Raw genomic sequence first — 21958 nt, 5'->3', positions numbered from 1 at the left:
CTGGATCAGTCCTGCGCGCGGATCGTCCAGTCGCCAGCCCGCGCGCCCGGCACCAGCGCCCAGCCCGGCTTCAAGACCAACGACCAGCCATCCCCCTTCAGGCCACCGGCAGTCGCCTCCGCGCCCGTGTACTGCACGGACAGGCGCGACCAGTCCGCCGAAAGCAGGCCGTCCTTCTCGACGTCCAGCACTCCCCAGGCCGTTGCCGCGCGGATGGTTGCATAGGCCGCGCCCTCCGGTGGCAGCGGCGTCACCTTGTTGGGGTCGAAGCTGAAACTGGCGCCGTTCACCGGCGCCACGAGCACCGGTCCATCGACCAGGCGGGCGCGCAATGCCGCCACGACCGTGGCCTGCCTGACGGCCCGGGCGTCTTCTTCGGCCCGTATCCCGTCCATGCCGTAACGCGCTCCGCTCTGCGCGAAGGCCGCATCGTCGGGAGAAACCATCAGGCCAAAGGCCGATGCAAGCATCGCCGGCAAACCATCGCGCCGGTTCCAGGCTGTCCGCCAGCCCGGCGACGCGCTGTCCAGCAGTACCCCATATGCGGGGCCCGTGTAATAGGCGAAGGAACGGGCGTAGGCGGCGACGCCGTCGCCTTTGCGCAGGTGATCGGCCAGATGCGCGGCCATCGCGGCATCCTGCGACAGGAGCCGGCCGGTGTATTCGGCGATGCCCTCGTGCCGCTCCATCGCGTCCTCGGCCTGCTGCGCCTCCGGGAACCGCGCCTGCCGCCAAGCGCGGAAGGTCAGTGCATCACGTGTCGCGCGGAGCCGGTCTTGCGGATCCGTGGCGGCGACAGCTGCCGCCAGCGCGCGCAGCTCCAGGCGCAGCGACAACCGTCCCTGCTCCGTCTCCAGTTGCTCCTGGTCGGCGTGGACCGCCGCCAGGCCGACCTGCCCCTGGATGCGATGCCAGGCTTCGTGCATGAGCAGGATGGAGAGCGCCGGCTCCCCTTGCGGCAGGGGCAGCATCAGCATGGTCCAGGTGCGCCCGTTCCATTTCACCGCGGTGTTGGCGAGCGGAACCGTATCGGGCAGATGCCCGCGGAAGATCGTCCCGTCCCGCTCGAAGGAAGTTTCCAATCCGTCCATGTTCGCCATGAATCGCCGCGTAGCCGGGTCCGCCAACAGGGTGGGACCGCACAAGTCCACGCCCCAGGCCTTCCCGGCATCGGCCTTGCACAGCGCCTGCATGCGCTGGAATGCCGCCGTCGCCACGACCGGTTCCAGCGGTGCCTGGGCCATCGCGCCAGCCGATGCGGCCATCGACAGCGCCAGGCAGAGGTATCCGCGGACAGATCGCCGCATCGTCAGTTCTCCCATCAGGCGGAACCAGCGTTCCGCACCGGCAATGGGCCGGTCAGGCCGCACCGAAATGCCCCAGCGGCGCGCCGGCCAGCAGGTGCAGGTGGATATGGAACACCGTCTGCCCGGCGTTCTCGCGGCAGTTCATCACGATGCGGTAGCCGTCCTGCGCGAAACCTTCGCGGCGCGCATATTCGGCCGCGGCCAGCGCCAGCTTGCCGATCAGGTGCGCCTGCGCCGGCTGCAGGTCGTCCAGGGTCGGGATGACCTCGTTCTTCGGGATGAAAAGGACATGCACCGGCGCCTGCGGCGCGATGTCCTTGAAGCCCAGCACGTCTTCGTCCTCGTAGACGATGGTGGCGGGAATCTCGCGGCGGATGATCTTGCCGAAAATCGTGTCGGTCATGCGGCGGCTCGTTGCGGGAAACGGCCTACAGCTTACCGCCTCGTCCCGGACGCTACTCGGCGATTTCGCTGCGGCTGCCAAAGGCGTGCGACAGCGTGCCGCGGTCCACATATTCCAGTTCGCCGCCCAGCGGCAGGCCCTGCGCCAACCGGCTTGGACGCACCTTGTGGCGGCGTGCCAGCTGCGCCAGATAGTGCGCGGTGGCCTCGCCTTCGACGGTGGAGTTGGTGGCGATGATCAGCTCGGCGACCTCGCCCTGCGCCAGCCGCGCCTCCAGCTGGTCCAGGCCGAGTTCGCGCGGACCGATGCCGTCCAGCGGCGACAACCGGCCCTGCAGCACGTAGTACACGCCGCGATAGCTGGTGGCGTGCTCGATGGCCAGGCGGTCGGCCGGCGATTCCACCACGCACAGCGTCTGCCGTTCGCGGCTGGCGCTCGCGCACAGCGGGCAGATACCGGTCTCGCTGAAATCGCGGCACTGCGCGCAATGACCGATCCGTTCGATGGATTCGGCCAACACCTGCGACAGGCGCAGGCCGCCGTCGCGCGCGCGCTCGAGCACGTGGTAGGCCATGCGCTGGGCGGTCTTCTGGCCGACGCCGGGCAGCACCCGGAAGGCTTCGATCAGTTGTTCCAGCAGCGGCAGGCTCATCGCGTCGTGCTCATCGTCGAAACGAACGCGCGAAGCCCGTGGGCTTCGCGGCGTGGGTGGAACAGGCGGCCGGGCAAGGCCGGCGCGCCGTCATCAGAACGGCAGCTTCATGCCCGGCGGCAGCTTCATGCCGGCCGTGGCCGAGCCCATGCGGCTCTGCGATTCGCTGTCGATCTTGTTGGAGGCATCGTTGAACGCCGCTGCGATCAGGTCCTCGACCATTTCCTGGTCGGACAGCACCGACGGGTCGATGCGTACCTTGCGGCACTCCTTGGTGCCGGTGAGGGTCACGCTGACCATGCCGCCGCCAGCGCTGCCGGTGACTTCCAGCTTGGCCAGTTCTTCCTGGGCCTTCTGCAGGTTTTCCTGCATCTTCTGGGCCTGTTGCATCAGTTGGGCGATGTTGCCGCGCATGCTTGCTTACTCTTCAAAGGGACGGATGGAATCGGGCACGACCCGGGCGCCCTGCGCAAGCAGGTGCTGCACCTGGGGGTCGGCCATGAAAACGGCTTCGGCCGCGTTCTGTCGTTCGCCGCGCTGGCGGTCGGCGCGCTCGTGCAGCGTTTCGGCCTCGGCGTTGCCGGTCTCGATCACGATCCTGGGCGCGCTGCCCAGCGCCTGCGCCAGGGTCTGCGCCAACGCGCCCAGCGAACGCTCGGACTGCAGGTATTCGAAACCCGGCAACAACGCCAGCCGCAGCACGCCGTCGCGATAGCCGACGAAGGCGGCGTTGGCAGCCAGCTCGCGCGACGGCCCGGACAGGCCGCTGGCGGCGATCAGGTCCAGCCACTGTTCGGCGTTCTCCAGCGCACGCGGCGGTTTACCAGCCGGTACCGCAGCAGGCGCTGGCGGTGCGATGGCGATGCCTTCGGCACGGAACGGGGACGGCGGCGCCTGGCGCGGCGGTGACATCGCTTCGGCAACGTCATCGCGCGCCGGCATGGCGGCGGCTTCTTCCTCCATCCACGGCGGCAGATCGTCGTCGCGGCGGGCCTGCATGGGCTCTGCTGCCAGCGGCGGGGAAAGCGGCTTCGGTTCGACCTGCGGCTCGCGCACCTCCACAGGCACGGCGCCTTCCCGCTTCGAAACGGTGTAAGCGGAAGTTGATCCGGATGTCGGTGCAACCTCCGTCAGTTGCACCGGTGCGGCCATGGCAGCCGCCGCCACGGCAGGCGCGGAACCGCCAGCCGATGGCGAGAGCGCCCCCGTTCCCGGACCTTCGCCTTCCGGTACCGCCGGCACCGCGCCGGCCGGGCGGAACGCCAGCATGCGCAGCACGGTCATCTCGAAACCGGCGCGCGGACTCGGCGCCAGATGCAGGTCACGACGACCGCCGAGCGCCATCTGGTACCAGAGCTGCACCACTTCCGGGCGCAGCCGCGAGGCGAACGCCGCCGCATCGACGCCATCGCCAGGCGCCGCGGCGCCCGGCACCAGCTGCTGCACCTGGATGCGGTGCAGGGCTTCGGCCAGCGCATCGAGCACGCCGCTCCAGTCCGGCGAGAAATCGGCCAGGGTGGCGACGACCTGCAGCAGGCGCGCACCGTCGCCGGCCGCCAGCGCATCGAGCATGGCCGCCACCTGGGTACGGTCGACGGTGCCGAGCATCGCCCGCACCACGTCGTCGCTCAACGCGCCGCCGGCATAGGCGATGGCCTGGTCCAGCAGCGACAGGCCGTCGCGCAGCGAACCGTCGGCGCCGCGCGCCAGCTGCGCGATCGCGCCGTCTTCGAACTCGATCTGCTCGGCGCCGAGGATGCGCGTCATCTGCCCGCGGATCTGCTCCTCGTCCAGCCGCTTGAGGTTGAACTGCAGGCAGCGCGACAGCACGGTGACCGGCAGTTTCTGCGGGTCGGTGGTTGCCAGCAGGAACTTCACGTGCTCCGGCGGCTCCTCCAGCGTCTTCAGCAGCGCGTTGAACGCCGCCTTGGACAGCATGTGCACTTCGTCGATCAGGTAGACCTTGTATTTGCCGCGCGAAGGCATGTACTGCGCGTTCTCGATCACCTCGCGCACGTCGTCCACGCCGGTGTTGGACGCGGCGTCGATCTCCAGCAGGTCGATGTAGCGGCCGCTGTCGATGTCCAGGCAGGCCGCGCACTGGCCGCAGGGGTCGGCGCTGGTGCCGTGCTCGCAGTTCAGCGACTTGGCGAAGATGCGGGCGATGGTGGTCTTGCCGACACCACGGGTACCGGTGAACAGGAAGGCATGGTGGACGCGGCCGCTGTCCAGCGCGTTGCTCAGCGCGCGGACCACGTGTTCCTGGCCCACCAGCTCGGCGAAACGCTTCGGGCGCCACTTGCGGGCGAGGACGAGATAGGACATCAGGCAACCGTCTTCATCTGAGCCGCCATTGTGCCATGCCCCTGCCGCGCCCGCCCCACGCCGGCTGGCTCAAGGTTCGGGCGGCGATGGCGATATATGAACGGATGGGGCAAGCCACAGGTCCACGCCTGCAGGCGGGCGGGCATCCACTCCACCGGGGACAGACAGGATCATGCGGGCACAGGCGACAGGGCTGAAATCGATCGTGGCGCGCACCGCGCTGGTGCTGGGCCTGGTGGCCGCAGCCTGCTTCACCGGCGCGGCCTGGCTGATCCAGCAGAAGGCCGCCGCGGTGCAGGAAGCCACGGCCCTGGACGGGCTGGAGCAACTGGCGCGGGCCGAGGCCGCCAAGGTGCGCGGCAACGCGACCGAGACCCTGTCCCGGGTACGTGGGCTGAGCGACGCCACCCTGTCGCTGATGGACGGCGCCCATGCCAGCCGCGGCGCGGTTTCCGGCCTGGTGCGGCGCTACGCCGGTGCCGATCCCTCGGTGCTGGGCTACTGGCTGGAATTCGAGCCGGAAGCCTTCGACGGTCGCGATGCCCAGTTCGCACGCCCGTGGCCCCATGGCGAACCCGACGCCGCCGGGCTGCAGGCCGTCATCGCCGGCCTGGACCCGGACCAGTTGGCCAGCAACGACTCCGGGCGCGTCTCGATCTACTGGACCCGCGATGCCTCCGGCAGCACCTCCCTGCACGAACCGGTCGGCAGCGCGCAGGACCTCAAGCTGCAGGGCGAGAACGCCGAGCCCTACTACGTGGCCGCGCGCAAGCGTGGCGACGAACTTATGTACGAGCCGTACCTGGACGAAACCGGCGCGGATGTACTGATGACCAGCCTGATGGTGCCGGTAGTCCGCGACGGCCGCCTCCTCGGCGTTGCCGGCGCCGACATCACCCTGGACGCGATCCAGGCCAACCTTGCCAAGGTGCGTCCCTACGAGCGTGGCGTGGTGCGCCTGCTCTCGCCCACCGGCGCCGTGCTCGCCGCGCCGGAGCAGCAGAGCCTGGGCAAGCCGTTCGCCGCGGACCTGGCGCCGGTGCTGGCGCGACTGGCGAAGGGTGAAAGCGTGCACCAGCGCACCGTTGACGCAGCTGTCGGCGGAGAGGTGTTCCGCATCTACGTGCCGGTCACCGTGGGGCGCTCGTCCGATGCCTTCGCCCTCATGGTCTCGGCCCCTGTCGACGTGGTGATGGCCGGCGTGGCGCAGATCCGTAACCGGGTGATCGTGGTGGGCGTGGTCAGCGTGATCCTGCTGGTAGCGGTGGTGGCCCTGCTGCTGCGCCGCCTGGTCGGCACGCCGCTGCGCGGCATCGTGCAGGGCGTGGATGCGGTGGCGGCCGGGCAGCTGGACTACCCGATCGCCAGCGGCGGCGACGATGAGGTGGGCCAGGTCTCGCGCGCACTGCGCAAGATGCAGGCCGACCTGAAGGCGCGCCTGGACGCCGAACGCGCCATCGCCGCCGAGAACCTGCGCGTGCGCATCGCCCTGGACAATGCCGGCACCGCGATGCTGATCGCCGACGCGCACGGCCAGGTCGCCTATGCCAATCCGGCCATGCGCAGCCTGCTGGCGCGCCATCGCGCCGAGCTCGCCGGTCACCTGCCCCATGCCGATCTGGAACGGATCGAAGGCCAGCCACTGTCGTGCCTGCAGGCGCGGGCCGGCGATGGCGGCATTGCCACGGACAAGCAGCAATCCGAACTGGTGTTCGGCAGCGCGGTATTCGCCCAGACCATCGCTCCAGTGATCTCGGCCGAGGGCCAACGGCTGGGCATGGTGGTGGAATGGCGCGACCGCAGCCAGGAGGTGGCGGTGGAAACGGAAGTGGCCAGCGTCATCGACGCCGCCGCGGCCGGCGACCTGTCGCAGCGCGTCGGCATCGAGGGCAAGACCGGCTTCTTCCGACGGCTGGCCGAGGGCATGGACGGCATGCTCGATGCCAATGCCGGCACCATCGGCGACGTGCAACGCGTGCTCGGCGCACTGGCGCAGGGCGACCTCACCCAGCGCATCACTGCCGATTACCGCGGTGTGTTCGGGCGCATGCGCGATGACACCAACGCCACCGTCGAACGCCTGACCGGCATCATGCAGGGCGTGCGTGGCGCGGTCGACGCCATCGGCAGCGCCGCGCGCGACATCGCCGCCGGCAACGACGACCTGTCGGCGCGCTCGGAGCAGCAGGCCGCCAGCCTGGAAGAAACCGCCGCCTCGATGGAGGAATTGACCTCCACCGTGCGCAGCAATGCCATGTCCTCGCAGCAGGCGCGCGAACTGGCCACCGGCGCGGCCGATGTCGCCGCCCGCGGCGGCGACGTGGTGGCGCAGGTGGTCGGGCAGATGGACGGCATCACCGCCGCCTCGCGGCAGATCGAAAGCATCATCGGCGTGATCGACGGCATCGCTTTCCAGACCAACATCCTGGCGCTCAACGCCGCGGTGGAGGCCGCCCGCGCCGGCGAGCAGGGGCGCGGCTTCGCCGTGGTCGCCAGCGAGGTGCGGGCACTGGCCCAGCGCTCGGCCGACGCGGCGCGGCAGGTCAAGGTCCTGATCGGCGATTCGGCGCAGCGGGTGGAACAGGGTGCGGCCCTGGCCGGCAACGCCGGCGACACCATGCGCGAGATCGTGGCCGCGGTACGGCGCGTCGACGACCTGATGGCCGAGATCTCGGCCGCATCGCAGGAGCAGAGCGCCGGCATCGAGCAGATCAACCAGACCGTCGTGCATATGGACGGTGCCACCCAGCAGAACGCGGCCATGGTGGAAGAAGCCGCCGCGTCGGCGCGTTCGCTGCAGGAGCAGGCCGATGAACTGGCGCGGATGGTGGCGGTGTTCCGCCTGCACTGACGCGCCCACCCCACGCCGGATGCCCTTCCGCGTCCGGCGTGGGCAGATTCGACTTGTGGCCGCCGCGCCGGCCCTATAGAATCTGCGCCCCTGCAGCGCCTTCGGGTGGCGGCAGGTCACGGAGAGGTGTCCGAGTGGTTGAAGGAGCACGCCTGGAAAGTGTGTAAGCGTCTAAACCGCGCTTCGGGGGTTCGAATCCCCCTCTCTCCGCCAGATTCACGATTCCGGCTTCCGCCCGGAACAGAGAAACCCGGGCCGCGCGATGCGCGGCCCGCGTCTATGGTGGCCCCGTCGGCCCCTCGCGACGCTAGGTCGAAAATCCCGCCAGGGCCGGAAGGCAGCAACGGTATCGATCGACGCGGGCGCCGAGGTCAGCCGGCGGGGCCACCGCCTTTTCTGCATTCCACGCCTTCCACAGGGCTCGCCGACGGCAGCACAGGCCGTATACGCATGACAGCGCGTCCCGCTTCACGGCGATTCGATGGGAACCCTCTGCTGGACGGATGCCGGCAACCACGGGCAAGCCCGGCAGCGGCTCAGCCCGGGAACGGCACCGCCCGCGGCGCGGTCGGCTCGGCCAGCAGCACGCATTCCCCCGGATCGGCCACACGGTGGCCGCGCGCGCGCAGCGCCTGGCCATCGGCCGCGCTGGCGTAGTGGTACAGCACCATCCGCGCCTGCAGCTCGGCCGGGTACTCGCGCTCCAGGTCGTCCACGCCGGTATGCGATGGGTTGCCATGCAGGCCGCAGTCGTGGGCGACCAGTTCGCCATCGTCCGCATGGCGGGCCAGCATTTCCGGGATCGGCCGGGTGTCGCCGCTCCAGACCAGCGCGCCCTGCAGGCGCAGGCCCCAGGCGGTCTCCGGCCAGTGATGGCGGACCGGGAATACCTCCAGGCGCACACCGTCATGCCAGAACGCCTCGCCGACCACGATCAGCTGGAACGCATCCCAGAAATTGGCGCCGCCCTCGGCCAGTACGTTGGGGTAGTCGCCGACGCGCCGGTGCAGCAGCGGCACCACCGGCGCAGGCACGTACAGCCGCACCCGCCCGCGCCGCCGCGGATTGAAATACGCATCGACGAACAGGCGCTCGAACCCGGCCACATGGTCCAGGTGCACATGGGTGACGAACAGCGCGTCCGGCATCGCCCCATAGCGGGCCTGGTAGGCGGTCAGCCCTTCGCCGCCGCAGTCGATGGTCAGCCACGGCTGGCCATCGCGCTCGATCACCGCCATCGGCGAACCGAGTTCGACCGCCGAGGCGTTGCCGACGCCGAGAAAACGCAGGGACCACGCCATCACACGCCCCGGTTCCAGGCCAGATCGTAGGCGCGGCGCAGGCGCGCGAAATCCTTCTCCACGTCCTCGCGGCTGCGCTCGCCGCGCAGTTTGAGCAGCGAACGGAGCAGGCGCTTGAGGTTGCGCTCGCGCCAGCGCGTGGCGGGAATGCGCAGCACGCCGCGGTCGAAGTCGATCAGCCAGCCGTGACCGCTGGCGTCGAACAGGATGTTGTGTGCGTTGAGGTCGGCGTGGTCCAGCCCGGCACGATGGAAGCGCGCGATCAGGCGTCCGGTTTCCTCCCACGGCGCACCACGCCCGGCAACCAGCGCCCGGTCGGCCAGCGAACGCACGCCGTCCAGCCGCTCCATCAGGATCGCCGCGCGGTAGGTCGCACCCTGGCGCATGTAGAACGCCGCCAGCGGCCGCGGCACCGGCAGTTTCAACGCGATCAGCTTCCGCATCAGCCGGAACTCGGCGAAGCTGCGGGTCCGGTGGGCGCCCTGCCACAGGTAGCGGTCGCGACTGAGCCGGGCGGCGACACCGCCGCGCAGGTAGTGGCGCAGCACGCAGTGCCCGAACGGCGCATCCACGAACCACGCCCCGCCACGCCCGCCCTCGCCCACCGGGCGCGCCCTGCCGCCCCAGTGCGCAGGCGAAAACAAGGTGGTTTCGGCTTGCCGCAGATGTTGGCGGTCGAACAGAATGGCGCCATAGCCGCGGCCTTCGCGGCAAGGCGTCAGCGCTTCAGTGGCGTCGAAAGCGACCATTCACCGCGAGTCTAACAACACCATGCCTTCAGCGTCCTCCCCATTGTGTCTCCTGCGCCTGTCCGCGCTCGGGGACGTGACCCACGTGGTCCCGCTGGTGCGGACGCTGCAGCAGGCCCGGCCGGGCGTGGAATTGCACTGGGTGATCGACAAGGCCGGGCATCGCCTGCTCGAAGGGCTGCCCGGCGTAACGTTTCATGTCTACGACAAGAAGTCCGGCCTGGCCGGCATGCGCGCGCTGCGCCGCGAGCTGCCCGCCGCGGGTTTCGCCGCACTGCTGCAGATGCAGGTCGCCTTCCGCGCCAACGTGCTGTCGGCCTTCATCCCCGCCCAGCGCCGCATCGGCTACGACCGCTCGCGCTCCAAGGATCTGCACGGGCTGTTCATCGATGAGCGCATCCCCGACCGCCCCGGCATCCATGTGCTCGACGCGATCGGCAGCTTCTGCGAGCCGTTGGGGATGAAACAGACCACGGTCAGCTGGGACCTGGCCACGCCCGCCGACGCCCACGACTGGGCGCGCGCGCAATGGGACGACGACGGCCGCCCGGTACTGATGATTTCGCCCTGCTCCAGCCACGAACGCCGCAACTGGTACGCCGACCGCTACGCGGCGGTCGCCGACCATGCCGCCGCGCGCGGCTGGCGGGTGGTGCTGTGCGGCGGCCGAAGCGATCTGGAACGCCGCACCGCCGACGCGATCCTGGCGGCGATGCGCACGCCGGCGCTGGACCTGGTGGGCCGGGACACGCTCAAGCAGCTTCCCGCCCTGCTGGCCCGCGCCAATCTGCTGGTGACGCCCGATTCGGGTCCGATGCACATCGCCAACGCGGTCGGCACCAAGGTGCTGGGCCTGCACGCGGCCAGCAACCCCGAGCGCAGCGGCCCGTACTCGGACCGCCGCTACTGCGTGGACCGCTACGACGACGCGGCGCGCCGCTTCCTGCACAAGCCCGCCGCCGGGCTGAAATGGGGCACGAAGATCGAGTTCGACGGGGTGATGGAACTGATCACCGTGGACGATGCCATCGCCGCGTTCGAGCGTTACGTGGCCGACCGGCCCGGCTGAAGCGCATGGCGGCAAGGACCGCAGGAGCGACTCCAGCCGCGATGGCGGCTCTACCGGAAAATCGCTCCCGACGGCTTCGCTCGACCTGGTGCCAAGACTCAGCGGGCGCGGTAATCCGCGTAGGACTTCTCTTCCACGTAGCCCGAACCCAAGGCGAGGTTGATCGCTTTCTTGATCCGAGCGCGCTCGTCGTTCTGGAAATACACGCTGCGCGCCAGCTCGACGAAACCGGTGTCGAAGGCCTGGGCCTTGTCCTTGAGGCGGATGTCGTCCTCGATGTCCCACAGCCGCTCGTTCACCGCCTTCAGCTCCGCGCGCAGGCCATCGATCTCCCGCGCCGCGGCCGGGTGCGCGCTCCAGGTGCGCTCCAGCGCGGCCAGTTCGTTGCGCACGTTCGCCAGCTTGGCCGCATCGCTCATGCGCTCGGACTTGATCTGGAGGATCGAGATCTTGTCGAGCAGTTCACCGAAGGAAACGGGCACCAGGATTTCGGACATGACGGACACCAGGGGAGCGGAAGAGGCAGTGTAGCGGCGGGGGCGGACAGCCGGCACAGCGGCGCGGTGCCGCCCATGAGCCCGGAAACGAAAACGGCCCCATCGGGGCCGTTTTCAAATCTGGCGGGAAGGGGGGGATTCGAACCCCCGATGCGCTATAAACGCATGCCTGATTTCGAGTCAGGTACATTCAACCACTCTGCCACCTTCCCGGTGGTTCCCGGCGAACCGGGCTGCGAATGATACGAGGCCTTGGCAACGCGGACAAGTTGTTTTTTTGTGCCACGCCGGCCTGCTGCCCTCCCGCTCCCTTGCCCCGCCCCTTGATCGGCCGCCCCGGCCGGCACGCGCCGGCTCTTGCCGTGCACCTGCGTGAACGCGATCATGAAAAACCTTTCCGCTGGAAACGGCCCCCTGCGGGCGCCCATGATCGAATTCGGACACCTCAGCCATGTCGGCCTGCGCCGCCAGCTCAATGAGGACACCTATTACGGCGACGGCGAACTGGGATTGTGGCTGGTCGCCGATGGCATGGGCGGCCACGCCTGCGGCGAAGTCGCCAGCGCGCTGGCGCGCGAGACCATCGTGCGCGAGGTCCGCAGCGGCACCGCGCTGCCGCAGGCCATCCGCATCGCCGACGAGGAGATCATCCGCGCCTCGCGCCGGCGCAACGACAGCCTGCCGATGGGCACCACCGTGGTCGCCGCGCGGGTACAGGGCAACCGCTTCGAAGTGGCCTGGGTCGGCGACAGCCGCGCCTATCTCTGGCGCGACGGCAAGCTGGCCCAGCTCAGCCAGGACCATAGTTATGTGCAGGAACTGATCGCCCAGGGCTCGCTGACCGCCGAGCAGGCCCGCGCCCACCCGCACCGCAACGTCGTCACCCAGGCACTGGGCGTGACCGACCCGGCCCATCTCAACGTGGCCACCATGACCGGAGAACTGCGACCGGGCATGCAGCTGCTGTTGTGCAGCGACGGCCTGACCGAGGAAGTGAACGACCACAGCCTGGCGCAGACGCTGGCGCAGGCCGACAGCAGCGCGCAGGAATGCGTGGATACGCTGGTGGCCGCGGCACTGGACGGCGGCGGCTCGGACAACATCACCGCCATCCTGGTCCGCTGCCACTGAGCAACCCGGTCATGCCGGCGCCCGCTCCGCAGGTGCGGGGCTCGCCCGGTACGGGGCCGTCCTGGCGTCGCCTGCCACGAACATGCGGGGCAAGCCCCGCATCTACGCGCTGACCGTTTCCTCCTGCTTCTCCCCATCCCACCAGGCATGGCCGGCCTTCTTGCGCAGGCGCTCCAGGCGCGCCTCGTGCGCCTGCAGTTCCGACGCGGTGGTCACCACCCGTGGGCGCGGCAACAGGACCGCGGCATCGAAAGCCTGCACCACGCCCGCAGCGCCCGCGGTCTCGGCCTCAGGCAGGCCGAAGCCGATTTCCTCCTGTCCCGAGGTCAGCGCGATATAGACATCGGCCAGGATCTGCGCATCGAGCAGGCCGCCGTGCAGGTGGCGGTGCGAGTTGTCCACGCCCAGGCGCCTGCACAGCGCATCCAGCGAGTTGCGCTGGCCGGGGAAGCGCTCGCGCGCCATCGCCAGCGTATCGGTCACCGTCACCCGTTCGGCCAGCTTGCTCCGGCCCAGGAGCGTCATCTCGTTTTCGAGGAAGCCCATGTCGAACGCGGCGTTGTGGATGATCAGCTCGGCGCCGTCCACATAAGCCAGGAACTCGTCGACGACCTCCTCGAAGCGCGGCTTGTCGGCCAGGAACTCCAGGCTCAGGCCGGTGACCTCCTGCGCGCCGGCTTCGAACTCGCAGTCGGGCTTGAGGTAGCGATGGAAGTTGTTGCCGCTGGGACGACGCTCGAGCAGCTCCACGCAGCCGATTTCGACCACGCGGTTGCCCTTCTTCCACTCCAGGCCGGTGGTTTCGGTATCAAGAACGATCTGGCGCATGACCTGCCTCAGTTGCTCGCGGCGCCGTCGCGCACGCGGATTGCCGCATCGCGGGCCAGCTGGTCCACGCGCTCGTTGTCCGGGTCGCCATTGTGCCCCTTCACCCAGCGCCACTCGATCTGGTGCCGCCCGGTGGCGGCATGCAGGCGTTCCCACAGGTCGCGGTTCTTCACCGGGTCGCCACCTGCGGTCTTCCAGTTGCGCCGCACCCAGCCGGACATCCACTCGGTGATGCCCTGGCGCACATACTGCGAATCGGTCTGCAGCATGATCTCGCAGGGCTCGCTGAGCGCCTCCAGTCCGGCAATGGCCGCCATCAGTTCCATCCTGTTGTTGGTGGTATGGGCTTCGCCACCGGACAGTTCGCGCTCATGCGCCTTGTAGCGCAGCAGCGCCGCCCAGCCGCCCGGTCCCGGGTTGCCGAGGCAGGCGCCGTCGGTATGTATTTCAATCGATTTCATGTCGTTCCGTTGAATGAAGCGTCAGGTCGCCACCGGCCCACGCCAGCCGACCGGCCGGGCGGCTTCCGGGCCGATGAAGGCCGGGGCACGCTTCTCGAATTCCAGCACGCAGATCGCGCGCAATCCCGGCAACGCCTTGCCGCCGGCATGCCCGGACTCGCTCCACAGCGGCCCGAAGTGGCGTACCGAGCGGACCCGCAGCCCCTCCCGCTGCAGCTGGAGCTGGCAGTGCGTGGCCGATGGCGGCCGTGCTCCCTGCCATTGCCAGCGCGCGCGATAGGGACTGTAGCGGTTGAGCAGAGTCATCCAGAGCCGGCCGCCCGGCATCAGCACGCGCGCACATTCGGACAACAGCGGCTCCAGTTCCACCGTGGCGACGTGCTGCAGGACAATGGCGTTGACCGCCTCCGAAGGCAGCGGCAGCGGCAAGGCGCAGCACACATCCCCTCCCCACCCCTTCCCATCGGCGGCACGATGCAGCCGTACCCCGCGCCCACTGGGCGCTTCTTCCGGCACCCAGGTCGCACAGGGAGCCAGCCACAACCAGGGCTGCGCGGGGAAACTCCGCACCTGATCGAGCAGATGGCGCTGCTCCGCGACCCGCATCGCCTCTGCTCCAGCCTTCTCAAACCAGGCCGAGACTGCAGCTTGACGGGGGAACGGGGCGGCAGGCATGGTCCAATTCTATGCGACTGACCGCCCTGCCTGCATTCCAGGACAACTACATCTGGGCGCTGCAGGCGCCCGATGGAGGCACCTTTTTCGTCGATCCCGGCCAGGCGCAGCCGGTGCTCGATGCGGCCGCACAAGGCATGCAGCCGGCGGCGATCCTGCTCACCCACCACCACGACGACCACATCGGCGGTGTGGCGGAACTACGGGAACGGTGGCCGGCCCTGCCGGTTTTCGCCCCGGAAGATGAACGAATTCATCTGAAGTGTGAAAGAGTCGGCGAAGGCGACCGGGTACAATCCGCCAGCTTCGATTTCACCGTGCTGTCCGTTCCCGGGCACACCCGGAGCCATATCGCCTTCCATGGCCACGGTCATCTGTTCTGTGGCGACACGTTGTTCAGCCTGGGCTGTGGACGCATGTTCGAAGGTACGCCCGCCCGGATGCTGGCCTCGCTGGAGCGGCTGGCGGCGTTGCCGGCGCAGACACGGGTCTGCTGCGGGCATGAGTACACGCTGGGCAATGCCGTGTTCGCGCGGCATGTCGATCCCACCAACGCGGCATTGCACCGCCGCCAACAGGAAGCCATGGACATGCGCAGCCGTTCCCACCCGACCGTTCCCTCGCTGCTGTCCAGCGAACTGGAATGCAATCCCTTCCTGCGCACGCATGCCGAACCCGTGCGCCAGGCCGTTGCCGCGCGGCTGGGCCGCGCGCCGGTGGACGAAGTGGAAGTGTTCGCCGAATTACGGCGCTGGAAAGACGGTTTCCGCGCGTGAAGCGGCGCAGCCTGTCATTGGCGCTGGGGCTGCTGCTCGGCGCCGGTGCCGGCGTCACCGCCGGGGCGCAGTCGCTGCCGGCCAGCGCCGGCCTGACCCAGAACATCGCCTCGCTCGCGGCCCTGCCGACCGACCCGGCCACGCTGCCGGCACCGCTTACCCGCAACGGCCACCAGATATTCGCAAGCTTCCGCGAGGGATTGGCCGTGGCGCAATGCGATGCGGACGCGACCAGCCCGCGCTGGCGCAAGCAGTTCGCGCACGCGCCGTCGCGACTGGGCAATGTCGAGGATGACGCCCTGCCGCTGTTCGGCTATGTGGTGGACGAACTGCGCGGCGCCGGCCTGCCCACCGAGTTCGCGCTGATTCCCTTCGTCGAAAGCGGCTACCGCCCCGGCGCGCGCAACGCCAGCGGTCCGGCCGGGCTGTGGCAGTTCATCGCCACCACCGCGCGCAACCACCGGGTACCGATGGAAAGCGGCTACGACGGCCGGCTTTCGGCAGTGGATTCGACCCGCGCCGCGGTGCGCTACCTGAAGACGCTGTACGGCATGTTCGGCGGCGACTGGCAGTTGGCGGTCATGGCCTACAACGCCGGCGAGTACCGCATTCTCCAGGCCCTGCGCCGCGGCGGCATGAACGCACAGAATGCACGCCCGGCCGAGCTGCCGGGCCTGTCTCCGATCACCCACGCCTATGTCGAGAAGCTGCACGCCCTGGCCTGCGTGCTCGAACAGGCGGAGAAGGAGCCTGACCTGATGGCGGCGCTTGACCGCCCGGTGCCGGTCCTGCGCGGGCATGCGCTGCCCGCCGGCACCACCCTGGCCGACTGGTCGGCGCGCAACGCGCTGGACCCGGCGCGCGTCGCCCGGCTCAACCCCGCGGTCACCGGCAAGCGTGCCGGCACGCGGGTGCTGGCGCCGGCCCTGCCGGATACGGGCATCGACACCGAAAACCTGGCCATGGCGACATCCACCAGCGTGGCTGCACTCCCGGCTCCTGCCGCGGTCGATGTCGCCATCACCACCGTGGCGGCCGCCGGCACCGGCAGCGCCGGGCGCCGCCACACGGTCCGCAACGGCGAATCGGCGTGGTCGATCGCGCGCCGTTATGGCATCCCGGTCAAGACCCTGCTTTCCCGCAACAACCTGGACGCCAACGCGGTCCTCAAGCCCGGCATGGTGCTGCGCTACGAAGAAGGCCGCTGACGCGGCTCAGGCTCTCCAGGGGCCAGAAACAGGAAAGCCCGGCTGCGAACCGGGCTTTCTGCTTCATGGAAACCGGGGATCCCTCATGGAAGGCCCGGGTTCGGTCTGCGTTTCAGAGCTGGGATTCCTGCACCTGCACCTTGAAGCGCTTGCGCAGGCCGTCCACGAAGGCCTTGGCCGCCGCCGCGCCGTCGATCTGGCTCAGCTGCTGCTTCAGCATTGCCAGCTGCGGCTCCGGCACTTCCTTCAGGTCGCCCGGGGTGACCTTGGTCACCGCGAACACCGCATAGCGGCCGTCGTCCAGTTCCACCTTGCCGTAGCTGGGCTTGCCATCGGCCGGCGGCGCCACGCTGAACACGGCGCGGTTGGCGGCGGCAGTCGGCATCGGCGCAGTACGCGGCAGGCCCGGCATCGGCAGCAGCTGCAGCTTCTCGCCCTCGGCCAGCGCCTGCAGCGTCTGGCCGCCCTGCAGCTTGGCCAGCAGCGCATCGGCGGCCTTCTTCGCCGCTTCCTCGGCGCGATGCGCATGCACCGCGGCGATCACCTTCTCGCGCGCCTGCGCCAGCGGGATGGCCTGCTCCGGCGTATGCGCGGTCACGCGGATCATCACGTTGTGGTTCGGGCCGAGTTCGATCGGGTCGCTGACCGTACCGTCTTCCTTCAGTGCATCGGAGAACGCCGCGCGCAGCACCGCCGGGTTGGCGGCGATGCCGCTGGCGGTCGCATGGGTGAACGGCCCCAGCGTCTGCACCGGCAGCCCCACCTCCTTGGCCGCCGAGTCCAGCACGGTCGGGTTCTTGTAGACCTGGTCCACCAGACGGCCGCTCAGGTCGTTGAACACACGCTCGTTGTCGGCCTGCATCTGCTCGGCCGAGAGCTGGTCGCGCACTTCCTCGAACGGACGGCCCTCGCCGCCCTTGACCTCGCGCAGCTTCAGCACGTGATAGCCGAACTCGGTCTTCACCGGGCCGCTGATCTGGCCCGGCTGCATGGCGAACAGCGCATCCTCGAACGGCTTCACCATCAGGCCGTGTTCGACCCAGCCCAGATCACCGCCTTCGGCCTTGGAGCCCGGATCATCGGAGTTGGCCTTGGCCAGCGCGGCGAAGTCGGCACCCGGCTGTTTGGCCTCTTCGGCCAGCTTGGCGGCCTTGGCTTCGGCGGCCTTCTGCGAAGCGGCATCGCTGCCGGCGCTGATCAGGATGTGCGAGGCCAGGCGCTGCTCCGGCTTCACGAAGCGCGCCTTCTCTTCTTCATAGCGGCGGCGCAGGGCCGCCTCGTCCGCAGGCGCGGCCGCCGGCATGTGCGCGGCATCCAGTTCGACGTATTCGATGGACACGCTTTCCGGCTGCAGGAAATCGCGCGCGTGCGTGTCGTACCACTGCTTGATCTGCGCGTCGTCCACCGCCGAGGTATCCGCTTCCGGCGCCGGCAGCATCGCGAATTCCACGTCGCGCGTCTCGCCCAGCAGCTTCAGCAACCGCTCGCTCTCGCCCTTGGTGGCGAAACCCGACTGCGCCAGCGCGGTCGGGATGATCGACTGCTGCAGGCTGGTGCGCACCACCTGGTCGAACATCGCCGGCGTACGCGGCGGCTGGCTCTGCGCCAGCACCAGGCGGTACTGCTCCGGATCGAACTTGCCGTCGCGCTGGAACGCCGGGATGCTGGCGATGTAGCTGCGCACGGCCGCGTCGCCGACCACGATGCGCGCATCGTCAGCGGCCAGGCGGACCACCTGCTCGTCGATCATCTGGTCGAGCACGGCCAGCTTGTTCTCGGCCGTCTCGAAATGACGCGGATCGAAGTTGTCGCCCTGCTGCTCGCGGGCTTCCATGCGCGCCTGCTCGAAGCGTGTGCGGAATTCCTCGACGCTGATCTCGTGGTGGTTCCACAGGAAGGACATCGGCCACCACGACGGCGCCGAGCGCCACCATGACGGCGGTGCGGACACCTTGGCGACGTTCTGCGCGCCGACACCGCCGAGATAGCTGTTGTCGATCACGAACAGGAACGGAATCATCAGCAGCCCCAGGATCACGGTCACGATCCAGCCCGAGGTCTTGTCGCGGAGTTTCTGCAGCATGGGAAAAATCAAGGCCTGATTGGCGAGCCGGGCAGTGTAACCCGCTTCCCGCCTGACTCCCAGCCGGCCCGGGCGTGCACCGGTGGCGGCGGAAACCTCCTGCCGTGCCGGCGACATCCCGGATGCGCCGGCCATGCCCTGTCCCAGGGGCAAAAAAAAACCCCGGGCTTCTGGCCCGGGGCTTCGAATCAATGGCGGAGCGGACGGGACTCGAACCCGCGACCTCCGGCGTGACAGGCCAGCATTCTAACCAGCTGAACTACCGCTCCGCATATTGAAACTGTTGCCGGCCGACTTTCTCGACCGACCGCCATCGCATGCGATGACGGGTGGAACTGGCGGAGCGGACGGGACTCGAACCCGCGACCTCCGGCGTGACAGGCCAGCATTCTAACCAGCTGAACTACCGCTCCGCACTTGATTGTTCGCTTTCATCCCACTCAATGAATGGAGAGAAAGCAAGGCCCCCGATCGCTCAGGGGCCTTCTTGAAACTGGCGGAGCGGACGGGACTCGAACCCGCGACCTCCGGCGTGACAGGCCAGCATTCTAACCAGCTGAACTACCGCTCCACTTTCAATACTGCTCGACGGTGCTTCTACGTGGTGGGTGCTGAGGGTTTCGAACCCCCGACCCTCTCCTTGTAAGGGAGACGCTCTACCACTGAGCTAAGCACCCCCGGTGAGCCGCTTAGTTTACAGCGTCCTTCAGGGCTTTACCAGCCTTGAAAGCCGGATTTTTCGAAGCAGCGATCTTGATGGTGTCGCCGGTCTTCGGGTTGCGGCCGGTGCGCTCGGCGCGCTCGCGGACCTGGAAGGTGCCGAAGCCGACCAGCGTCACGGCGTCGCCCTTCTTCAGCGCCTTGGTGATCTCGGCGACGACGGCATCGACCGCACGGCCGGCCTCGGCCTTGGAGAGGTCAGCAGCAGCGGCAACGCCATCGATCAATTCGGTCTTGTTCATTATGTAAAACTCCCTATGCGGCAACCCGCGGAATAGATTGGGTTGGTCGTCGCCCGTTACAGCAGCGGCGGCAACCGTAAGATCCTGCAAACACGTCGCCCGCTCGTCGAGCGGGCGCGTGAGTCGCACTTTTATACCAGCGCCCCCCTACCCACGCAAGCCGAAAAGCCAATAACGACGCGGGTTTCAAGGCGTTTTGCGTTCATCATCAATGCTTGACGCGCGCCGCCGGGGCTGCCTTCGGCCGCCCCCGCACCGCGACGCGCTGGCCGTTCTTCTTCGCCTTCTTGGGCGCCAGCGGCGCCTCCAGGGCGATGTCCAGCACCTCGTCGATCCACTTCACCGGAATGATGTCCAGGTCGCGGGTCACATTGGCCGGGATGTCAGCAAGGTCCTTGCGATTCTCCTCCGGGATGATCACGGTACGGACGCCGCCACGCAGTGCGGCGAGCAGCTTCTCCTTCAGGCCGCCGATCGCAGTGACGCGGCCGCGCAGGGTGATCTCGCCGGTCATGGCGACATCGGCCTTCACCGGCACCTTGGTCAGCGTGGACACCAGCGAGGTGACCATCGCGATGCCGGCACTGGGGCCGTCCTTCGGCGTGGCACCATCGGGCACGTGCAGGTGGACGTCGTGCTTCTGCAGGAAGTCCACGTCGATGCCCAGCGTCTGCGCACGCGCGCGCACCACCGACAGCGCCGCCGTCGCCGACTCCTTCATTACGTTGCCCAGCTGGCCGGTCAGCGTCACCGCGCCCTTGCCCGGGATCAGCGTCGATTCGATCTGCAGCAGGTCGCCGCCCACTTCGGTCCAGGCCAGGCCGGTGACCAGGCCGATCTCGTTGGCTTCCTCGGCACGGCCGAAGTCGAAGCGACGCACGCCCAGATACTTGTCCAGGTTCGCCGCGTCGACCATCACCAGCGCCTTCGGCTTCTTCGCATTCTTCCTGGCCACCTTCTTCGCCGGCTGCGGGCCGGCCAAAGCGATTTCCTTGACCACCTTGCGGCAGATCTTGGCGACTTCACGCTCGAGGTTGCGCACGCCGGACTCGCGCGTGTAGTAGCGCACGATGTCGCGGATGGCATCCTCCTCGATGGCCAGCTCCTCAACCTTCAGGCCATTGGCCTTGAGCTGCTTCGGCACCAGGTAGCGCGCGGCGATGTTGAGCTTCTCGTCCTCGGTGTACCCGGGGATGCGGATCACCTCCATGCGGTCCAGCAGCGGGCCCGGGATGTTGAGCGAGTTCGAGGTCGCCACGAACATCACTTCGCTCAGGTCCAGGTCCACTTCCAGATAGTGGTCGTTGAACGCGTTGTTCTGCTCGGGGTCGAGCACCTCCAGCAGCGCCGACGACGGATCGCCGCGGAAGTCCATCGACATCTTGTCGATCTCGTCGAGCACGAACAGCGGGTTCTTGCTGCCGACCTTGTTGAGGTTCTGCACGATCCGGCCCGGCATCGAGCCGACGTAGGTACGGCGATGGCCGCGGATCTCGGCCTCGTCGCGCACGCCGCCCAGGCTCATGCGCACGAACTTGCGGTTGGTCGCCTTGGCGATGGACTGGCCCAGCGAGGTCTTGCCCACGCCCGGCGGCCCGACCAGGCACAGGATCGGGCCCTTCATCTGCTTCACCCGCGACTGCACTGCAAGGTATTCAAGGATGCGATCCTTGACCTTGTCCAGGCCGTAATGATCGGCATCGAGCGTGTCCTGGGCGGCCTTCAGGTCCTTGCGGACCTTGGTGCGCTTTTTCCAGGGCACGCCCAGCAGCCACTCCAGGTAGTTGCGCACGACGGCCGCTTCGGCCGACATCGGCGACATCTGCTTGAGCTTGTTGAGTTCGTTCCTGGCCTTGGTCTCGACCGCCTTCGGCATGCCGGCCTCGGCGATCTTGCGTGCCAGTTCGTCCAGTTCGCCCGGCGCGTCGTCCAGGTCGCCCAGCTCCTTCTGGATGGCCTTCATCTGTTCGTTGAGGTAGTACTCGCGCTGGCTCTTCTCCATCTGCGACTTCACGCGGCCGCGGATGCGCTTTTCCAGCTGCTGCACGTCGATCTCGCCATCGACCAGGCCGACCAGCATTTCCAGCCGGTCGCCGACCTGCAGCGTTTCCAGCAGTTTCTGCTTGTCGGCCAGGCGCACGCCGATATGGGCGGCGATGGTGTCGGCCAGCCGCGACGGTTCCTCGATCCCGTTCAGGGTCTGCAGCAGTTCCGGCGGCAGCTTGCGGTTGGTCTTTACGTACTGCTCGAACAACGACATCAGCGAACGCGCGATCGCCTCGATCTCGCGCGGCTCGCGCGATTCGTCCGATTCGAGTTCGGTGCCGGCGCCCTGCAGTGCGCCGTCCTGCTCGCGGATCTTCTCCACGGCCACGCGCGCCAGGCCCTCGACCAGCACCTTGATGGTGCCGTCGGGCAGCTTCAGCAGTTGCAGCACCTGCGCCAGCGTGCCGACGGTGTACAGATCGGCGGCGGTGGGGTCGTCCGTCTCGGCCGACTTCTGCGCGACCAGCAGGATGCGCTTGTCAGCCTCCATCGCCCGCTCCAGCGCCTGCATGGATTTGTCGCGCCCGACGAACAGCGGGATGACCATGTGCGGGAACACCACCACGTCGCGCAGCGGCAGGACCGGCAGGTCGAGGACTTCGGTTTGGGACTTGGCCATGGGGGGCTCCACTTG

19 protein-coding genes, 6 tRNA genes and 1 other RNA gene are annotated in these 21958 nt (G+C 68.4%); 7 read left to right on the top strand and 19 right to left on the bottom strand.

Annotation, left to right across the window (positions count from 1 at the left end; translation table 11 throughout):
• Positions 1–5 precede the first annotated feature (5 nt).
• From AC1DGW_RS00335 to dnaX, 5 genes are all read right to left on the bottom strand, one after another.
• Entirely contained in the window at positions 6–1322 is a 1317-nt protein-coding gene (locus AC1DGW_RS00335) for a hypothetical protein (RefSeq protein ID WP_478018661.1), read from the bottom strand.
• Positions 1323–1359: 37 nt separating this feature from the next.
• Complete coding sequence (locus tag AC1DGW_RS00330) at positions 1360–1710, bottom strand: histidine triad nucleotide-binding protein (protein WP_478018659.1); 351 nt, start codon at positions 1708–1710, stop codon at positions 1360–1362.
• A 52-nt stretch (positions 1711–1762) separates the two neighbouring features.
• Positions 1763–2362 carry a recombination mediator RecR gene (gene recR, locus AC1DGW_RS00325; protein ID WP_478018658.1) on the bottom strand — a complete coding sequence of 200 codons (600 nt, stop codon included), beginning with the start codon at positions 2360–2362 and terminating at the stop codon, positions 1763–1765.
• Between the two features lie 93 nt (positions 2363–2455).
• The gene (locus tag AC1DGW_RS00320; protein WP_055767728.1) at positions 2456–2776 is read right to left on the bottom strand and encodes a YbaB/EbfC family nucleoid-associated protein; all 321 of its coding nucleotides are present in this window, start codon (positions 2774–2776) and stop codon (positions 2456–2458) included.
• 6 nt (positions 2777–2782) lie between these two features.
• Positions 2783–4687, bottom strand: a complete 1905-nt coding sequence (gene dnaX, locus AC1DGW_RS00315; RefSeq protein WP_478018657.1) for a DNA polymerase III subunit gamma/tau — start codon at positions 4685–4687, stop codon at positions 2783–2785.
• A gap of 205 nt (positions 4688–4892) precedes the next feature.
• On the opposite strand from dnaX, the gene AC1DGW_RS00310 reads away from it, so the two are divergent.
• The 3 genes from AC1DGW_RS00310 (at position 4893) to ffs (ending at position 7923) form a co-directional block, all read left to right on the top strand.
• Positions 4893–7538, top strand: coding sequence for a methyl-accepting chemotaxis protein (locus AC1DGW_RS00310; RefSeq protein ID WP_478018656.1), 2646 nt, complete (start codon positions 4893–4895; stop codon positions 7536–7538).
• Between the two features lie 120 nt (positions 7539–7658).
• A tRNA-Ser gene (locus tag AC1DGW_RS00305) sits at positions 7659–7751 on the top strand.
• A 75-nt stretch (positions 7752–7826) separates the two neighbouring features.
• An RNA gene (gene ffs / locus AC1DGW_RS00300) (signal recognition particle sRNA small type) lies at positions 7827–7923 on the top strand.
• A 151-nt stretch (positions 7924–8074) separates the two neighbouring features.
• On the opposite strand, the gene AC1DGW_RS00295 is transcribed toward ffs, so the two are convergent.
• Both AC1DGW_RS00295 and AC1DGW_RS00290 read right to left on the bottom strand, forming a co-directional pair.
• Entirely contained in the window at positions 8075–8839 is a 765-nt protein-coding gene (locus AC1DGW_RS00295; RefSeq protein WP_478018655.1) for an MBL fold metallo-hydrolase, read from the bottom strand.
• Positions 8839–9588: a 3-deoxy-D-manno-octulosonic acid kinase gene (locus tag AC1DGW_RS00290; protein WP_478018654.1), complete on the bottom strand. Its 750-nt coding sequence runs from the start codon at positions 9586–9588 to the stop codon at positions 8839–8841. The genes AC1DGW_RS00295 and AC1DGW_RS00290 overlap by 1 nt, the downstream gene beginning before the upstream one ends.
• A gap of 22 nt (positions 9589–9610) precedes the next feature.
• On the opposite strand from AC1DGW_RS00290, the gene AC1DGW_RS00285 reads away from it, so the two are divergent.
• The gene (locus AC1DGW_RS00285; RefSeq protein ID WP_478018653.1) at positions 9611–10657 is read left to right on the top strand and encodes a glycosyltransferase family 9 protein; all 1047 of its coding nucleotides are present in this window, start codon (positions 9611–9613) and stop codon (positions 10655–10657) included.
• Between the two features lie 98 nt (positions 10658–10755).
• Here the strand turns inward: AC1DGW_RS00285 and AC1DGW_RS00280 are convergent, their stop codons facing one another.
• Both AC1DGW_RS00280 and AC1DGW_RS00275 read right to left on the bottom strand, forming a co-directional pair.
• Positions 10756–11154, bottom strand: coding sequence for a DUF6165 family protein (locus AC1DGW_RS00280; protein WP_478018652.1), 399 nt, complete (start codon positions 11152–11154; stop codon positions 10756–10758).
• A 121-nt stretch (positions 11155–11275) separates the two neighbouring features.
• Positions 11276–11366 (bottom strand) — tRNA-Ser (locus AC1DGW_RS00275).
• Positions 11367–11580: 214 nt separating this feature from the next.
• Here AC1DGW_RS00275 and AC1DGW_RS00270 point away from each other — a divergent pair.
• Complete coding sequence (locus tag AC1DGW_RS00270; protein ID WP_478018651.1) at positions 11581–12285, top strand: PP2C family protein-serine/threonine phosphatase; 705 nt, start codon at positions 11581–11583, stop codon at positions 12283–12285.
• 102 nt (positions 12286–12387) lie between these two features.
• Here the strand turns inward: AC1DGW_RS00270 and dnaQ are convergent, their stop codons facing one another.
• From dnaQ to AC1DGW_RS00255, 3 genes are read right to left on the bottom strand one after another with little or no spacing between them, the layout of a single operon-like run.
• Entirely contained in the window at positions 12388–13113 is a 726-nt protein-coding gene (gene dnaQ, locus AC1DGW_RS00265) for a DNA polymerase III subunit epsilon (protein WP_478018650.1), read from the bottom strand.
• An 8-nt stretch (positions 13114–13121) separates the two neighbouring features.
• On the bottom strand, positions 13122–13574 hold the full coding sequence (gene rnhA, locus AC1DGW_RS00260) for a ribonuclease HI (protein ID WP_273080518.1): 453 nt from the start codon (positions 13572–13574) through the stop codon (positions 13122–13124).
• Between the two features lie 21 nt (positions 13575–13595).
• Entirely contained in the window at positions 13596–14249 is a 654-nt protein-coding gene (locus AC1DGW_RS00255) for a hypothetical protein (protein WP_478018649.1), read from the bottom strand.
• An 11-nt stretch (positions 14250–14260) separates the two neighbouring features.
• On the opposite strand from AC1DGW_RS00255, the gene gloB reads away from it, so the two are divergent.
• The gene (gene gloB, locus AC1DGW_RS00250; protein ID WP_478018648.1) at positions 14261–15025 is read left to right on the top strand and encodes a hydroxyacylglutathione hydrolase; all 765 of its coding nucleotides are present in this window, start codon (positions 14261–14263) and stop codon (positions 15023–15025) included.
• Entirely contained in the window at positions 15022–16233 is a 1212-nt protein-coding gene (locus AC1DGW_RS00245) for a lytic transglycosylase domain-containing protein (RefSeq protein WP_478018647.1), read from the top strand. The genes gloB and AC1DGW_RS00245 overlap by 4 nt, the downstream gene beginning before the upstream one ends.
• 112 nt (positions 16234–16345) lie before the next feature.
• Here AC1DGW_RS00245 and AC1DGW_RS00240 read toward each other — a convergent pair whose 3' ends face one another.
• The 7 genes from AC1DGW_RS00240 to lon all read right to left on the bottom strand — a co-directional run bounded on the left by AC1DGW_RS00240 (position 16346) and on the right by lon (position 21943).
• Positions 16346–18316: a peptidyl-prolyl cis-trans isomerase gene (locus AC1DGW_RS00240; RefSeq protein ID WP_478018646.1), complete on the bottom strand. Its 1971-nt coding sequence runs from the start codon at positions 18314–18316 to the stop codon at positions 16346–16348.
• Positions 18317–18508: 192 nt separating this feature from the next.
• A tRNA-Asp gene (locus AC1DGW_RS00235) sits at positions 18509–18585 on the bottom strand.
• A 67-nt stretch (positions 18586–18652) separates the two neighbouring features.
• Positions 18653–18729, bottom strand: a tRNA-Asp gene (locus tag AC1DGW_RS00230).
• A gap of 81 nt (positions 18730–18810) precedes the next feature.
• Positions 18811–18887, bottom strand: a tRNA-Asp gene (locus tag AC1DGW_RS00225).
• A 31-nt stretch (positions 18888–18918) separates the two neighbouring features.
• Positions 18919–18993, bottom strand: a tRNA-Val gene (locus AC1DGW_RS00220).
• A 12-nt stretch (positions 18994–19005) separates the two neighbouring features.
• Positions 19006–19278 carry an HU family DNA-binding protein gene (locus AC1DGW_RS00215; protein ID WP_054663508.1) on the bottom strand — a complete coding sequence of 91 codons (273 nt, stop codon included), beginning with the start codon at positions 19276–19278 and terminating at the stop codon, positions 19006–19008.
• Positions 19279–19486: 208 nt separating this feature from the next.
• On the bottom strand, positions 19487–21943 hold the full coding sequence (lon, locus tag AC1DGW_RS00210; RefSeq protein ID WP_478018645.1) for an endopeptidase La: 2457 nt from the start codon (positions 21941–21943) through the stop codon (positions 19487–19489).
• Between the last annotated feature and the right edge of the window lie 15 nt (positions 21944–21958).

It is taken from the genome of Stenotrophomonas sp. 05N423 (genome assembly GCF_056397145.1).
This window is presented reverse-complemented; position numbering and strand designations above follow the sequence as displayed.

Bases quoted from the DNA above. Each gene is read 5' to 3' on its own strand.
- dnaQ (WP_478018650.1), bottom strand. From the start codon at position 13,113: ATGCGCCAGATCGTTCTTGATACCGAAACCACCGGCCTGGAGTGGAAG.
- rnhA (WP_273080518.1), bottom strand. From the start codon at position 13,574: ATGAAATCGATTGAAATACATACCGACGGCGCCTGCCTCGGCAACCCG.
- AC1DGW_RS00290 (WP_478018654.1), bottom strand. From the start codon at position 9,588: ATGGTCGCTTTCGACGCCACTGAAGCGCTGACGCCTTGCCGCGAAGGC.
- dnaX (WP_478018657.1), bottom strand. From the start codon at position 4,687: ATGTCCTATCTCGTCCTCGCCCGCAAGTGGCGCCCGAAGCGTTTCGCC.
- recR (WP_478018658.1), bottom strand. From the start codon at position 2,362: ATGAGCCTGCCGCTGCTGGAACAACTGATCGAAGCCTTCCGGGTGCTG.
- AC1DGW_RS00255 (WP_478018649.1), bottom strand. From the start codon at position 14,249: ATGCCTGCCGCCCCGTTCCCCCGTCAAGCTGCAGTCTCGGCCTGGTTT.
- AC1DGW_RS00240 (WP_478018646.1), bottom strand. From the start codon at position 18,316: ATGCTGCAGAAACTCCGCGACAAGACCTCGGGCTGGATCGTGACCGTG.
- AC1DGW_RS00335 (WP_478018661.1), bottom strand. From the start codon at position 1,322: ATGGGAGAACTGACGATGCGGCGATCTGTCCGCGGATACCTCTGCCTG.
- AC1DGW_RS00285 (WP_478018653.1), top strand. From the start codon at position 9,611: ATGCCTTCAGCGTCCTCCCCATTGTGTCTCCTGCGCCTGTCCGCGCTC.
- lon (WP_478018645.1), bottom strand. From the start codon at position 21,943: ATGGCCAAGTCCCAAACCGAAGTCCTCGACCTGCCGGTCCTGCCGCTG.
- AC1DGW_RS00215 (WP_054663508.1), bottom strand. From the start codon at position 19,278: ATGAACAAGACCGAATTGATCGATGGCGTTGCCGCTGCTGCTGACCTC.
- AC1DGW_RS00320 (WP_055767728.1), bottom strand. From the start codon at position 2,776: ATGCGCGGCAACATCGCCCAACTGATGCAACAGGCCCAGAAGATGCAG.
- AC1DGW_RS00270 (WP_478018651.1), top strand. From the start codon at position 11,581: ATGATCGAATTCGGACACCTCAGCCATGTCGGCCTGCGCCGCCAGCTC.
- AC1DGW_RS00330 (WP_478018659.1), bottom strand. From the start codon at position 1,710: ATGACCGACACGATTTTCGGCAAGATCATCCGCCGCGAGATTCCCGCC.
- AC1DGW_RS00295 (WP_478018655.1), bottom strand. From the start codon at position 8,839: ATGGCGTGGTCCCTGCGTTTTCTCGGCGTCGGCAACGCCTCGGCGGTC.
- AC1DGW_RS00280 (WP_478018652.1), bottom strand. From the start codon at position 11,154: ATGTCCGAAATCCTGGTGCCCGTTTCCTTCGGTGAACTGCTCGACAAG.
- gloB (WP_478018648.1), top strand. From the start codon at position 14,261: ATGCGACTGACCGCCCTGCCTGCATTCCAGGACAACTACATCTGGGCG.